The following is a 13,308-nucleotide window of genomic DNA, read 5'->3' on the forward strand; positions in this document are numbered from 1 at the left end:
TCAGAATCTTTTTTATCTCAAATTCCATCTTTTTCCTTTACCATCACCACCGTCAGATACCCGCTGTCTTCTGAAAGCGCCTCCAGTTCCGACGTGATTTTTTCATTTTCCATACCACAGTTTGAAACTGCATATATAAGAAAACGCTCCGTCCCGGCTTCCCGCAATGCATTTTTCAGTTCTGCCAGCTTTTTCCCTGACTTCATGTAAATTCTCGTCCCATTTAAATTAAAAGTCTCCTTTATATCATAAGAACCGGGTATTACATGAATTTCTTCCTTATTTTCTCCAAGAGAAATACCAATCGCAGCGGCGGCAGCGCAAAAGGAAGGCACACCACTCACCATAAGAGCATTTCCTCCTGCCGCCAGCACTCTCCTATGAATATAACTGTATGTGGAATAAATCGATGGATCGCCGATCGTCAGAAATGCAACATTTTTTCCACTATCCAATAGCTCTGAAATATTCCGGTAGATTTTATTATGGGAATCCTCCAATTCCTTTTTTTCCTTTGTCATTAAAAAGGGCATACATATAATTTCTTTTTCATCGATTTCAGTAAATGCCGCTTTTGCTATGCTATATGCGTAGCAATCCTCACTGGGTTCTGAGGGAAGAATAATCACATCACTTTCCCTCATACATCTTAAGGCTTTTATGGTAATCAGCTCCGGATCCCCCGGACCCACCCCTATTCCGTATAAAATACCTCTCATCCTTTTTTAATCCCTTCGAAATAAAAATGCTTTTTCCCCTTTTCGTCTTTAAGTATCTTAGCTTTTACTTGAAATACCCTGCTTATTGCACCGCTTTCATACACATTGGCAGGAGTATCCGAAAGCAATAGCTTCCCCTGTTCCATAACCGCCAGCTTGTCGGCTATCCCCATGGCGTAATTGATGTCGTGAAGAACTACGATTACGGTCTTCCCCTGTTCTCTAAGCTGTACCATAATGTCTAACAGCTCCAATTGATATCCCACATCGAGATAAGTGGTCGGTTCGTCGAAGAGAAAAACCTGCGCCTCTCCGGCTAACGCCATGGCAATATATACCTTCTGCTTCTGCCCGCCGGAAAGCTCATCGAGCTTTTTGCCCTTAAGCTCTAAGATACCGGTCTTCTCCATCGCATGGTAACAATATTCATAATCCTTTTTTCCGTACTTTCTCGGATAAGACAGATACGGAAACCTTCCGTGCAATACCATCCGTTCTACTGCAATAGCTCCGCCGCTGTGACTTTGGGGAAGATAGGAAACATGCTTTGCAAACTCCTTATTCCCGAGACCGTTTCTCTCATTCCCATTCAGATATACCGCACCTCCATATATTTCACACAAATCTACAGCTGCCTTTAAAAGCGTACTCTTACCGCTTCCGTTCGGTCCGATAAGGGCCGTTATTTTCCCGCTCTCGAACTCGATATCGATATCCTTTATTACCGGATTTTTATTATATCCGGCGGTAATGTGCTCCAGCCTAAGCATTCCTCGTCCCTCTTTTCCTTCTGACAAGCAGCCATAGAAAGAAAGGCGCTCCGATAAATGATAAAATAATGCCTGTGGGCAGTTCATACGGCGAAAACCATGTTCTCGCTATATAATCGCAAGTCAGCAGAAATAATGCTCCCAGTATTGCTGATGCTAAAATATAATATTTGCATTCTTCCCCTACTAAAAGCCTTGCAATATGAGGAACGATAAGCCCCACAAAGCCTAAAAGTCCCACAAAACTCACCGAAGCGCCTGCAAGAACAGCCGCCAGCATAAGAAATACAAAGCGATAAAAGCCTACGGGCAAGCCGAGAGTCTTTGCTTTGTCCTCACCCAGAGACAAGACCTCCAATTCATTATGAAGCAGGAATACGAGAATCGCCGCAATAGCCACTGCAATAGCGGCATACTTCAGAACGCTTGTATTTATTCCGCTGAGTCCTCCGATCTTAAAAGCATTGCTTGCAATCAGGGAGCTTTCGCTAAAGGCGTTAACGGCATCGGAGGCACTGTTTAACAGGCTGTTTATTGCAACGCCCGCAAGTACCAGAGTAATCTTCGAAGACCCCGTTTTCTTTCCCAGATAATAGACGAACACCACAGTTCCAAAGGCCCCGACAAAAGCAGCAAGAGGAAATATTCCATACGACTTGGGAAGCAGAACGCCGCAGAGCACTACCGCAAAGCCAGCTCCTGCATTTACCCCGATAATATTAGGACCTGCCAGCGGATTATTTAAGATAGTCTGTATGACGGCGCCTGCAACGGACAGTCCCACTCCCGCAACAATTGCTCCCGCTACCCTGGGCAAGCGGACATACAGAAGAATTCTTCCGCTTTTTGTCAGCTCGTCCTCCGTAAACAATCCCATAAAATCCTGCGGTGAAAGCCTCACCGCCCCGCTTCCTAAACCTACCAAGACCATCAGTATTAGCAGGCCCGTAAATATTAAAATTCTTCTATTTCTTTTCATATAAATAGTCCGCCAAAATACGATAGCTTTCTCCCCAACGTTCATTCGGTTTAATATGGAACAGTTCCTTCGGCAGCACATAATAGTGATCGTTCTTTACCGCTTTCAGCCCACTCCATGCGGGATTTGAAACAAGCAGCTCCTCCACCATATCCATTGCCGCTTCTTTCGATTCTCCCATGGTCGTTACGAAAATATAATCCGGCTCCGCATCGATAATCGCTTCCATACTCAAATCCTCTAACAGGCCATCCTCGCTGTCCGCAATATTCACACAGCCCAGATCTTTCAGCATCTGCCCCGTCATGCTGTCGCTGCCTTTGGCTTTTACTCCCGTGGAATAAGCCCGCAGGAACAACACCGTAGGGCTGCTTCCGTCCACCCTCTCCAACTGTTCTTCTATTTCCAGACGTACATCCTCCACATTCGTCTTATATAAGTCCTTTCTGCCTGTGATATCCGTCATGATCTTCATCATATCCGCATAATCTTCAAAAGTCTCCACCTCGAAATAGGCGGTAGTAATCCCTGCCTTTTCCAAGGTATCCCTCAGGTTGACATGCTCCTCAATCGTTGCGGAAAGTATGATAAAATCCACGTCTTCTGCAATCAGTGTCTCTATGCTCGGGTTCTTCAAATCTCCCAGCATTATCATATTATCGCTTACCTCTATGACTCCCTTCGCATCCTCAGTCACCGCAAAAAGACTGCCTCCGGCTAACAGCCATGCGTCCGCATAACTGCCGGATAATACTGCGGTTCGTTGAGTATTTTCCACCGTCACATTCACGCCAAGCGCATCTGTGAATTCCAGAATTGCCCCTGTTTGTGCCTTTGCTTGTTCACCCTCTGCCGGCTCTGCCACGGTGTCCGTTTTGTCAGTTGCATCTACTCCGCCAGCCATGTCCGTTTCGCCGATTTCATCCGACCTGTCAACTGCCGACTGCTCTGCTTCCTGCAATACACCCGCCGTGCCGCATCCTGCGAACAGGCATGTGCATAAAAATAACATTGCTAATTTAACTTTCATTGTTTATCCTTATCCTCTTTTTCCAAATGCTGCAAATATATCAGGTGGATGCCTTCATATTCTCCCAGTCCTTTTAATATACATTCCGCTTCGTATCCTTGCGCCTTTACCTTCGATAGGAAGGAATCCTCATCGCCTGCCATATCGTTGACGGCGTGGTCCCCCGCTACAAGCATAAAGGGAGTGATGACCACACGGACCGTTTTTCTCTCCTGCTGCTCATACCCCATATTCATACGCTCGATCACATCCTCTATGGAAGTACTGCCCTCAACCGTAGCGATATAGATTTCCTTTCCCGAATATTCCCTCAACGCTTTCTCCATTTTCTCATAGCAGTTATCCGCCTCGTGATAGGAACCATGTCCCATAAAGATGAGAACGCCGTCTTTTACTTCTTCCTCTAAGGAATCCCACAGCGCCTTTGCTACGAAGCCATAGTCCTCTTCCTTTCCCAAGAGCGGGTCTGCCGTTTTGAGCGTTTGGAAGAAAGGACGGTATTGCTTTATTATTTGCTTCATCTTATTATTCTCGATCCCGTCGATCACGTGGGTAGGAAGTACAGTCAGATGAGTGACACCACTTTCCGCCATCCTCTCCAAAGCATCCTTTATGCCGGGGATATCAATCCCATCCCTCTTCTTTATAATATCTCTCACTCTGTCGCTGGAATAGGCCTGCAAAACCATGCAGTCCGGTTTTTCCTGCCGGACTGCTTGTTCTATACGATCGATGTTTTTCTCTCTCGTATCTTTGTAGGTCGTTCCGAAACTGACTATCAGAACTCCTTTTTTCATACATTTTCTCCGTTATCCGCCCATTTCTTGCGTTCTACAAGGCGTCCCATGCAAAATGCGATGATTCCCACTCCGATTCCGGTCTGAAGGCAGAAGAAAAGGCTTTCTACCTCCCCGGGAAGTTCTCCGTCTATCATCGTCTCTAACACAGGAGTAAACCATGGCTCATAGCTTCCTGTGATTTCTTCAATCATTACACTTCCCGCATCATCTGAGCCGCCGAATTCTGCTCCCTTCAATGCGAAAAGCGGTACCAGCGCGATGAGAACAGCCGCCACAATAAGTGCGATAACTAAGTTTTTCGTCTTCTTCATTCTATTTTGCCTCCTTCATATATCCGAGCATTTTCAATTCCGGTTTTGCATAAGTTTCCAGAGCGATCATGATAAGAAGAGTAAGAATTCCCTCTAAAATTGCAAGAGGAAGCTGTGTCGGCGCAAAAACGCTCAGGAACTTAACGACAGAAGCGCCTACTCCGCCCTCCGGGGAAGGATATGCCATAGCGAGCTGGAAGCTGGTCACACAATAGGTAAATATATCTCCGATAAATGCTGCCAGAAAAACGGATACCCATTTATTCACCTTTAATTTCATACAAAGCTTATAAATGCCGAAGGTTAAGAACGGTCCGGCAATCGCCATGGAAAAAGTGTTAGCCCCGAGCGTAGTAAGTCCGCCATGCGCTAACAGAATTGCTTGGAACAACAGCACGATGATTCCAAGAATACCGACAGCAGTAGGTCCGAATAAAATGGCTCCAAGTCCGGTACCTGTCATGTGGGAGCAGCTTCCCGTTACGGAAGGGATTTTCAGGGAGGAAATTACGAAGATAAATGCCCCTGCCATAGCGAGCAGCGTAATATTTCTTCTGCTATCTTTTAACTTCATTTTTATAGACAGAAATCCTGCCACTAAAAAGGGGATACACAAAATTCCCCATGCGATGCTGTATTTCGGAGGCAGATAGCCCTCCATAATGTGCATTGCATTTGAATTAACAGTAATACTCATGATTACTGATACAACTGCCAGTGCCGCAATCGATTTTCTTTGATTCTTTGTCATCTTTAAATTCTCCTTTTCTCTATTTGCATACGCGTACATTTTCTATATGAAAACGAATGTACGCGCTAAATAGCTATGTAACATCGCTATCCAGCCTTAGCTCTCGCGTCGGCTAAACCCGGACTTTCTAATGCTTCATAAAAGCGCCTCAATTTCCGCAAGAGTTCTCGGATAATGCTCTTCCTCTTCCGTCCGCACACTTTCCTGCAGGGGTTCTTTTGATAACAATTTTTCTTGCAGCGGATTCTTCTGCGGCGTTTTTTTCTGCAACAGATTCTTCTGTTTCAGCATCTCATAAACCTCAACCAATACAGGCTTTTTCAAATTCGCCCTTTTAAGGATTTTTTCATCCCGGAAGATGTTCTCCGGCTTTCTATCGGCAATAAGCTTTCCTTCACAGAATACAAGAACGCGGTCCGCAAAACGGTAAGCGAAGTCTACATCGTGAGTGGACAGCAGTATCGTCTTCCCCTCCTGTTCCAGCTCCTCCAATATCTTTTCCAGCATGTCCGCATTTACCGGATCCAGGGACGCAGTCGGCTCATCGAATATGATGATAGGCGAATCCATTGCCAGGATATCCGCTATGCTGACCCTCTTTTTCTCTCCTCCGCTCAAATAATGGGGAGGGCGCTCTGCGTAAGCCTGCAAATCCAGCCTTTCCAGCGCATTTATTGTTCTTTCTTCCACTTCCTGCCTCGGAAGCTTCATATTTAACGGTCCGAATGCCACCTCTGCTTTTACGGTAGAGGCTATGATTTGGCTGTCCGCATCCTGAAAGACAATGCCCACGTTCTTTATGAGCTCTCGTCTGTTTTTCCTATCTATCCGGTTTCCATAAAGGAAAATCTCTCCCTCCTCCGGCTCTCTGACACCGTTCAAATTCAGGAAAAAGGTGGATTTCCCTGCTCCGTTAGCGCCCAGAACAGCTATTTTTTCTTTTTCATATATTTCTACCGACAGATGATTTAACGCCATCCGCCCTTCTTCGTAGGAAAATGATAAATCCTTTGTTTCTAATATTTTTCTGTTCATTTGCCCTCACTCCACGCTTTGCATTTAAAATAAGATAAGCAGAATAACTGCCGCCCCCACATAGGCGGCTCCCCAAAACACCTGCTTCTTCATCAGCTTTTTCTTCTCCTCCCAGAAAAGACAGTTTCCCTCATATCCTCTGGACTCCAGGGCGTCATAATATTCCCCCGATTTTTTCATCGAAAGGATCAAAAGATTAGCCAATTCACCGCCAAAGGTGCGAAAAGAGGTCTTCATATCGCAGTAACCCAGTCTGGACTGTGCCGCCTCCTTCTGCCCTGCGTTCGTTTCCAAAAGAATAAAGATATAACGGTAAATTAAGTGCATCAGTTCCAATATAACAGAGGGAACTTTAACCTTGCCCAAGGTCGAAATAATTTCTCCCATTGGCGTAGAAAGTGCCAGCATATAAAGAGCGCTTACCGCACCGAAGGCTTTGCCGAAAAGTCCCAGGGATTGTCCGAGACTTTCCTTAGTAATATAAAGATTGGTGTTGAAAAAAGGAATCCGAAGCAGACTCTCCGCTCCTGTGCCGACCTGTATTAAAACAGCAATTCCTCCCGTAATGATAAAAGCAGCAGGGACGAGCATTAGTCTGAAGTAATCCCCTGACTTAATCCTTCCCGCTCCTATAGAAAGCCCTCCCATAAAGACCATTGTCATAATGGAAACCGCAGGAGAATCCGCCGTAATGACCGCGAGGATTGCCAGCAGCGCAAAGCTAACCTTATACGGTGTATTCCACTCTTTCAGTCCTGAAATATAAGCATAGCTATCGATGGACACGTGCCGATGACGGCCATGATGACCGTGGCGATGCACCTTTTTTCTATCTCTTTCCATTTGCGTATTCCACCGCCCTTTCCATAAAATGATAAACATATTGAGGGTTCGCATAATAATACAAATGGGGAAATCCCCACCAACAGTTTTTCGTCGTATGAACACATTCCCAGCTCCTATTGGATGCCGGCTTTTTTGCGGTACACGATGTTCCGTTATTCGTGCTGTCGAAATAATGAAACTCATGCCCTTTTATCCCCTCGTTCTCTCCCAGAAAATGATTCTTCTCCTCCGCCACTTCGATATAACCGAACCGTACCAGCTTTCCGGTATAATGACATTCTCCTTCCAATGCGCCCACCATCGGATAACTTTGCTTCTCTGTATCCTCCATTCTCTCGTGCAAATACATAAAGCCGCCGCACTCCGCAAGGGAAGGCATACCTTCTCTTACCGCACACAGCACGGACTTTCTTATCTCTTCATTTCCGGCGAGCGTCGCTGCATGCAGCTCGGGATAACCTCCGCCCAGGAGAAAGCCTCCGATTCCCTCCGGAAGACTCTTATCCCGCAAGGGTGAAAACGGTACGAGTCGCGCCCCTGCTCTTTGCAGCAGCCTCAAATTATCCTCATAATAAAAACAAAAGGCTTCATCCATCGCTATTCCGATAGATACTTGCTGCTTTCCGGACATCCATGGCGTATGAGAAAGAGGCGTTTTTCCTTCCATCTCCTCCGCTTCTTTCGAAAGAGAAAAAAGCGCCTCCATATCTACAGAATCCTTCAAAACCTCGGCTGCCCTTTTTATCCGGCATTGTAAACTTTTCGTTTCCTCAGGAAGTTTCAATCCTAAATGCCTGCTCTCTATATTCAAATCCGTCTGTAAAGGAAAATAACCGATTACTTTAACGGGCAGCTCTTTTTCAATTTCCGGCCTGATTATTTCATAAAACATTTTCGTGATTTTATTCAAAATGACTCCGCCGATCAAATGCTCGCTGTCGTATTGCAGAAATCCGGCGATAAGGGGAATCAGTGACCTTCCCATCCCATGAGCATCTACGACCAGAACAATGGGGGTTTTCGTCACCTTTGCCAAATGATAGGAGGAAGCCTCCTCTCTTATTCCCAAAAGACCATCGAAAAGCCCCATGACTCCTTCAATAACAGAAATATCCTTTCCGGCTGCATCCTCCAGAAAAAGTGCCCTCGTAAGTCCATCCTCCGTAAAATAAGTATCAAGGTTTTTAGATGGAATCCCCAATACTCTTTTATGAAACATCGGGTCTATGTAATCCGGCCCGCACTTAAACGCTGCCGCCGTTTTCCCCATATCGACGATTGCCTGCAAAAGTGCACAGGTTACCGTTGTCTTACCGCTCCCGCTTCCCGTGGCAGCAATCATAATTCTAGGTGTTCTCATTTTCTGTCAGTCCCTCATGAAAATTGAATGAAATAATATAAACAGGATTTTCCGCCTGCATCAAATGATACGGCCCTGCTTTTTTCGCCCGGTTTATCTGTACCTGAACGATGTCCTCTTCCTCTACCGGGAATTGCTCCAGCAAGCCGGTTATCTCGCCCAAAGTTTCCAACGTAATTGCATTTATCACCACTCTGAGAAATGGATTCTTCCCATATAAGGCCGTCAGAATCTCTCTCATCCGGCCTCCGCTGCCTCCGATAAACGCATGGGTCGGTGCGGGAAGGTCTTCGAATCCCTCCGGAGCTTCCGCTTCGATGACCTCAATATTGGTAAGCCCGAAAAGGTCACTGTTTTTCCCAATCAGCTTTACTGCCTCTCTATCTCTTTCTATGGCGTACACTCGTATATCCTCGGACAAGCGGGCGCATTCTATCGAGACGGAGCCGGTTCCGCTTCCCACATCATAGATAATGGCGTTTGGCTTAAGTCCCAGCTTACAAATGGAAACCTCCCTTACCTCCTCTTTTGTCATCGGAGTCCTTCCCCTAAGAAACGAAGCATCCTTCAATCCATGGGAAATTACCTGATCTGCCGCCCTGCTGTTCTCTATAAAGCAGCAATAAAGGCCTTCCTTTTTCAAGTTCCCGCACATGGACGGCGTAAGCTCCATGATTTCCTCTTCCGGATAAGAAAGCCGGTATCCCGCGGTAATCCTTAGTTCACGCCATTCTTCGCCGGCAAACAGTTCCCCTAAATGTTTCATATCTATAAGTCCGGAAACAAGCACAAAAGTCTTTTTCTCCCGTCTCACCGTTTCCATGATATTTGCTTTCCTGCCATGAAGGCTTACAACGACAGCATCCTGCCAGCTCATTCCGGCTTTGGCGGCCAGATAGGACATGGAGGATATTCCGGTCAGTACTTCGATATCCGCTTCCAGTCGTTTTTCTTTTAAATCTCTTTTTAACTCTTCATAGAGCTTTGATGCACCGCTGTAAAATCCGGTATCTCCGGAAAAAAGAACTGCAGCTTCCATGCAAGGGCTGTACCTGTTTCCCTCTTTTACTATCTTTGTCAACTGCGGAATAATATCTGCCGCCAGATAATGCGGATACTTCTCTTTTTCTTCTCCTACTTCTTCAAGCAGCCGCTGCGCACCGAAAATCACCTCCGCACGTTGTATCTTCTCTTTCGCTTCAAGGGTCAGAAGGTCATACGCTCCCATTCCCATTCCTATCAGGGATATCTTCAGCTTCGGACCCCTTGGCGTTTCTCCCGACAACCGGTATATTTCCTCTGCCACCTCTTCGAAAGAAAATCCCTGCTCCTCCTTCTCCGGATTGCCAATTACCATTACCGGTATCCCGGCATTGCCGGCTGCCCTTATTTTTTCGAAAAAGCCTCCGGTATTTCCGCTTTCCTTCGTCACCAGATACGATATGTGAAATTGCCTTGTGATCGCCTCGTTCATTTCTGTGGAAAAAGGCCCCTGCATAGCTATGATCTGCTTTCCACAAATTCCCTGCTTTTCACAAAGAGCTATGCTTTCTTCGTTTGGAAGAACCCTTACATAAAGGCGCTTTTTCAATTCCTCGTTGCTAAAAGCTGCCAAATCCTTGCTTCCTGTAGTCAGAAGTATATTTCCTGTCGTTTCCTGCAGAGCCTTCCCGCAAGACTCCATATCACGAAACCAAAGAAGCCGCTCCTTCTGCTTTTCGCTCATATCCGTGTCTCTTTTCAGACGAATATAGGGCAGGGACATGCTGGAAAGGCTCTTACGTATATTTTCGGATACCTCCACAGCAAAAGGGTGAGTGGCATCCACGACCGCAAAGAATCCGCCTTCTTTTATAAATTCCTCCATTTGTCCGGCATCCAGCCTCCCCCTATGGAGCGTGAGAAATGGCATTTCCTCCATAACCTGTTCCCCATACTGTGTCGCTACGGATACCGTACAAAAGAAACCTGCTGCACACATAGTTTCCGCCAACCTTCTTCCTTCTGTCGTTCCGCCGAATATGAGAATTTGTTTTCTCTCTCGCTTCATAGCCGGTATCCTCTTTTCGTAATCAGCTTGTCCTCTCTCCTTTCGGTTTGAGAGTTTCCGATGAAGACGGTAGTGAACATATTCACCTGTGCGTCTGAAAGCTCCTTAAGGGAACATACGGTAACTTTTGTTCCCTCTCGCCCGATATTTTCCACAAAACCGCAGGCTCTTTCTTCTTCAAGCACCTCCAATAAAATCTCGCAGGCCTTTTTTAAATAGTCCGCTCTTTTATGGCTGGCCGGATTATATAAGGCTATGCAGAAATCGCCCTCAGCCGCTGCGCGCAGCCTTTTTTCTATTTTTTCCCAAGGGGTCAATAAATCACTTAGACTTATGACGCAGTAGTCATGATTTAACGGAGCTCCCAGCACTGCTGCACCGCTGTTGGCCGCCGTAATTCCCGGAATGATCACAAGCTCACAATCGGGGTATGCTCCTCCGATTTCATACATCAGCGAAGCCATGCCATATACTCCCGCGTCGCCGCTGCATACCAGCGCCGTCTTTTTCCCTTTTCCCGCTTCCGCGAAGCATAGCAGACACCTCTCTGCCTCCTGCCGCATGGGAGTGGAAAGAAACTCCTTATGCCCGAAGCGCTCCTTAAGCAGGTTCAAATAAACAGGATATCCGACAATGACATCGCACTCCTCTAATATACGTATTGCCTGAACGCTCATCATTTCTTCACTGCCCGGCCCTATTCCCACTACATAAATTTTATGCTTCATCGAATGATACACTCCATTTTCTCACCGCTATTGCTACCGTCACTCCATTTTGTGCCTGCTTGCCAAGCACCAATCCTGCATCTTCTTTGCAAGCCGCCATAGCGGCCCTCTCGCAGACATTATCCACACCAACCATAGACTTCACAAAAGAAGAAGCCTTGTAATTCCCTGGAACACTTTCTAATTCCTCTTTAGAAAAGGTCTGAAAGTTCCAGCCATATTTTTCTGAAAGCTCACAAAGCCCCTTCTCATCCTTCTTCACATCGATGGATGCAATGCCCGAAACCGCTTCTATTCTTATCCTTGCCTGTCTCAGATATTTATCTATTTCCGCCTCTATTTCAGCCGCTGTCTTTCCTCGTCTGCATCCGATCCCTATTACAAAGACCCGGGGGACAAGGTACAGCATCGCTGTCCTTTCCTCTTTTTCATAAGGAGACAGAAAGATGGAAACATGCCTTTCCTCCGGCTTTGCAAAGGTAAGTCCTTCCGGCAGTCTTCCCTCATAGATTCCATCGATTGCAAAGGTCACTTTTTCTTTTGCAAGAATAGCCGCAGATATTTCTTTTATGCCTTCTCTATTGCAGATAGCAAGGTGATTGTGTCTGGCAAATACATCTACCGCGAACAATTGGTTTACATCCGTTGCCGTAGTGATGACGGCGCTCATTCCCACAATCCCAGCGATTTCCTCCGCCAGCTCATTGGCACCTCCAAAGTGCCCGGACAAAAGCGGAATAACAAACCTCCCTGCCTCATCCACGACAAGCACGGGGATGTCCTGCAGCTTGTCCCTTACAAGAGGGGCAATTGCCCGCACCGCAATGCCGCAGGCCCCTATGAAGATAATCGGCTGTTTATAAAAAAAGCGGTTTCGTGTCCACGCAAAAAGGCTTTCTTCACAGAAGGTTACTTCTGCTTCTTTGCCTGCATATTTATTCTCATGAAGGCAAGGGGGCAAGGGCAGACTCGATTGACTTCTATGATTGTCTTCAGGGTATTTGCCCCACTTCGTGTACAAGGAAGCATGAATGCTCTCCTTCGTTCTATCCTTCAATTCCTCCGACAGCTTCATCCCCCGTTCCGTAAAGCTGATTATGCTGACACTCTTACGTTCCACTTCTTCTCCCTCGAAATTCTGTTTCAAAATCCGGTGCATACAATCTGGACCGTTTATATCTCTCATGGGCGATAACGTCTCCTACAAGAATCAATGCTGTTTTTGTAATCCCATAGGCTTTCGCCGTCTCCTCCAAAGTTCCCACCGTACAGATATACTTTTTTTCCTCCGGCCATGTTGCCTTGTATACAATGGCTGCGGGCGTCTTTTCACTGTAACCGCCCGCTATGAGGCGTCTGCTCAATTCCCCGGTCATTCCGCTGCTTAGATAAACTGCCATGGAGGCTTGGTGCGCTGCGAAGCTTTCAATGCTTTCCTCCGCAGGAACAGCAGTTTTTCCCTCCATCCTCGTGATGATCAAACTTTGGGAAATCCCAGGCAGCGTATATTCCAAATTCAAAGAAGCGGCCGCTCCGAAACAGGCACTGACACCGGGACAGCTTTCATAAGGAATGTTCCATTCCTCTAAAATATCCATCTGCTCGCGAACCGCACCATAGATGCTGGGGTCGCCCGTATGTAACCTTACCGTTTTCTTTCCTTCCTTTTCGGCAGCTTTCATGACCTCCATCACTTCCTCCAAGGTCATTTCTGCGCTGTTATAAATGCTGCAGTTCTCTTTCCCATAGCTTAACAGCTCGGGATTTACCAAAGAGCCCGCATAAATTATCACATCTGCCTCCTCAAGCAAGCGCTTCCCTCTTACCGTGATCAGATCCGGCGCCCCGGTTCCCGCTCCCACAAAATAAACCATAGTGCCTGCCTCTCCTTTTCATTTTCGATTGTTATTTATCCTTAAGTTCTATAGC

The 13,308-nt window shown here is 46.4% G+C and carries 14 protein-coding genes; all 14 read right to left on the reverse strand.

The features are described 5' to 3' along the window. Positions 1-17: 17 nt before the first annotated feature. Positions 18-719: a precorrin-2 C(20)-methyltransferase gene (gene cobI, locus CC90_RS0110230; protein ID WP_031390673.1), complete on the reverse strand. Its 702-nt coding sequence runs from the start codon at positions 717-719 to the stop codon at positions 18-20. Further along, a complete protein-coding gene (locus CC90_RS0110235) occupies positions 716-1,489 on the reverse strand; it encodes an ABC transporter ATP-binding protein (RefSeq protein ID WP_031390674.1) in 774 nt (257 codons plus the stop codon). The genes cobI and CC90_RS0110235 overlap by 4 nt, the downstream gene beginning before the upstream one ends. Then, positions 1,482-2,468: a FecCD family ABC transporter permease gene (locus tag CC90_RS0110240; protein ID WP_031390675.1), complete on the reverse strand. Its 987-nt coding sequence runs from the start codon at positions 2,466-2,468 to the stop codon at positions 1,482-1,484. Before CC90_RS0110240 ends, CC90_RS0110235 begins: the two co-directional genes overlap by 8 nt. After that, positions 2,455-3,498 (reverse strand): ABC transporter substrate-binding protein, encoded by a 1,044-nt coding sequence (locus tag CC90_RS0110245; protein WP_035315303.1) that lies wholly within the window; start codon positions 3,496-3,498, stop codon positions 2,455-2,457. Before CC90_RS0110245 ends, CC90_RS0110240 begins: the two co-directional genes overlap by 14 nt. Further along, the gene (locus CC90_RS0110250) at positions 3,495-4,295 is read right to left on the reverse strand and encodes a sirohydrochlorin cobaltochelatase (protein WP_031390677.1); all 801 of its coding nucleotides are present in this window, start codon (positions 4,293-4,295) and stop codon (positions 3,495-3,497) included. The genes CC90_RS0110245 and CC90_RS0110250 overlap by 4 nt, the downstream gene beginning before the upstream one ends. Beyond that, a complete protein-coding gene (locus CC90_RS0110255; protein WP_031390678.1) occupies positions 4,292-4,609 on the reverse strand; it encodes an energy-coupling factor ABC transporter substrate-binding protein in 318 nt (105 codons plus the stop codon). The genes CC90_RS0110250 and CC90_RS0110255 overlap by 4 nt, the downstream gene beginning before the upstream one ends. Position 4,610: 1 nt before the next feature. Then, the gene (locus tag CC90_RS0110260; protein ID WP_408606095.1) at positions 4,611-5,306 is read right to left on the reverse strand and encodes an energy-coupling factor ABC transporter permease; all 696 of its coding nucleotides are present in this window, start codon (positions 5,304-5,306) and stop codon (positions 4,611-4,613) included. A gap of 189 nt (positions 5,307-5,495) precedes the next feature. Continuing rightward, the gene (locus CC90_RS0110265) at positions 5,496-6,395 is read right to left on the reverse strand and encodes an energy-coupling factor ABC transporter ATP-binding protein (RefSeq protein WP_051869382.1); all 900 of its coding nucleotides are present in this window, start codon (positions 6,393-6,395) and stop codon (positions 5,496-5,498) included. Positions 6,396-6,419: 24 nt separating this feature from the next. After that, positions 6,420-7,238 carry a cobalt ECF transporter T component CbiQ gene (gene cbiQ / locus CC90_RS0110270; RefSeq protein ID WP_031390681.1) on the reverse strand — a complete coding sequence of 273 codons (819 nt, stop codon included), beginning with the start codon at positions 7,236-7,238 and terminating at the stop codon, positions 6,420-6,422. Continuing rightward, entirely contained in the window at positions 7,225-8,601 is a 1,377-nt protein-coding gene (locus CC90_RS0110275) for a cobyrinate a,c-diamide synthase (RefSeq protein ID WP_031390682.1), read from the reverse strand. Before CC90_RS0110275 ends, cbiQ begins: the two co-directional genes overlap by 14 nt. Beyond that, positions 8,588-10,651: a precorrin-6A reductase gene (gene cobK / locus CC90_RS0110280; protein ID WP_031390683.1), complete on the reverse strand. Its 2,064-nt coding sequence runs from the start codon at positions 10,649-10,651 to the stop codon at positions 8,588-8,590. Before cobK ends, CC90_RS0110275 begins: the two co-directional genes overlap by 14 nt. Continuing rightward, complete coding sequence (gene cobJ, locus CC90_RS0110285; protein WP_031390684.1) at positions 10,648-11,379, reverse strand: precorrin-3B C(17)-methyltransferase; 732 nt, start codon at positions 11,377-11,379, stop codon at positions 10,648-10,650. Before cobJ ends, cobK begins: the two co-directional genes overlap by 4 nt. After that, complete coding sequence (locus tag CC90_RS22310) at positions 11,369-12,565, reverse strand: cobalt-precorrin 5A hydrolase (protein WP_051869383.1); 1,197 nt, start codon at positions 12,563-12,565, stop codon at positions 11,369-11,371. The genes cobJ and CC90_RS22310 overlap by 11 nt, the downstream gene beginning before the upstream one ends. Further along, positions 12,489-13,253 carry a precorrin-4 C(11)-methyltransferase gene (cobM, locus tag CC90_RS0110295; RefSeq protein ID WP_031390686.1) on the reverse strand — a complete coding sequence of 255 codons (765 nt, stop codon included), beginning with the start codon at positions 13,251-13,253 and terminating at the stop codon, positions 12,489-12,491. The genes CC90_RS22310 and cobM overlap by 77 nt, the downstream gene beginning before the upstream one ends. Positions 13,254-13,308 lie beyond the last annotated feature (55 nt).

The organism is Kineothrix alysoides (assembly GCF_000732725.1).
Taxonomy (GTDB): Bacteria; Bacillota; Clostridia; order Lachnospirales; family Lachnospiraceae; genus Kineothrix; species Kineothrix alysoides.

Bases quoted from the DNA above. Each gene is read 5' to 3' on its own strand.
- cobI (WP_031390673.1), bottom strand. From the start codon at position 719: ATGAGAGGTATTTTATACGGAATAGGGGTGGGTCCGGGGGATCCGGAG.
- CC90_RS0110235 (WP_031390674.1), bottom strand. From the start codon at position 1,489: ATGCTTAGGCTGGAGCACATTACCGCCGGATATAATAAAAATCCGGTA.
- CC90_RS0110240 (WP_031390675.1), bottom strand. From the start codon at position 2,468: ATGAAAAGAAATAGAAGAATTTTAATATTTACGGGCCTGCTAATACTG.
- CC90_RS0110245 (WP_035315303.1), bottom strand. From the start codon at position 3,498: ATGAAAGTTAAATTAGCAATGTTATTTTTATGCACATGCCTGTTCGCA.
- CC90_RS0110250 (WP_031390677.1), bottom strand. From the start codon at position 4,295: ATGAAAAAAGGAGTTCTGATAGTCAGTTTCGGAACGACCTACAAAGAT.
- CC90_RS0110255 (WP_031390678.1), bottom strand. From the start codon at position 4,609: ATGAAGAAGACGAAAAACTTAGTTATCGCACTTATTGTGGCGGCTGTT.
- CC90_RS0110260 (WP_408606095.1), bottom strand. From the start codon at position 5,306: ATGAGTATTACTGTTAATTCAAATGCAATGCACATTATGGAGGGCTAT.
- CC90_RS0110265 (WP_051869382.1), bottom strand. From the start codon at position 6,395: ATGAACAGAAAAATATTAGAAACAAAGGATTTATCATTTTCCTACGAA.
- cbiQ (WP_031390681.1), bottom strand. From the start codon at position 7,238: ATGGAAAGAGATAGAAAAAAGGTGCATCGCCACGGTCATCATGGCCGT.
- CC90_RS0110275 (WP_031390682.1), bottom strand. From the start codon at position 8,601: ATGAGAACACCTAGAATTATGATTGCTGCCACGGGAAGCGGGAGCGGT.
- cobK (WP_031390683.1), bottom strand. From the start codon at position 10,651: ATGAAGCGAGAGAGAAAACAAATTCTCATATTCGGCGGAACGACAGAA.
- cobJ (WP_031390684.1), bottom strand. From the start codon at position 11,379: ATGAAGCATAAAATTTATGTAGTGGGAATAGGGCCGGGCAGTGAAGAA.
- CC90_RS22310 (WP_051869383.1), bottom strand. From the start codon at position 12,565: ATGAGAGATATAAACGGTCCAGATTGTATGCACCGGATTTTGAAACAG.
- cobM (WP_031390686.1), bottom strand. From the start codon at position 13,253: ATGGTTTATTTTGTGGGAGCGGGAACCGGGGCGCCGGATCTGATCACG.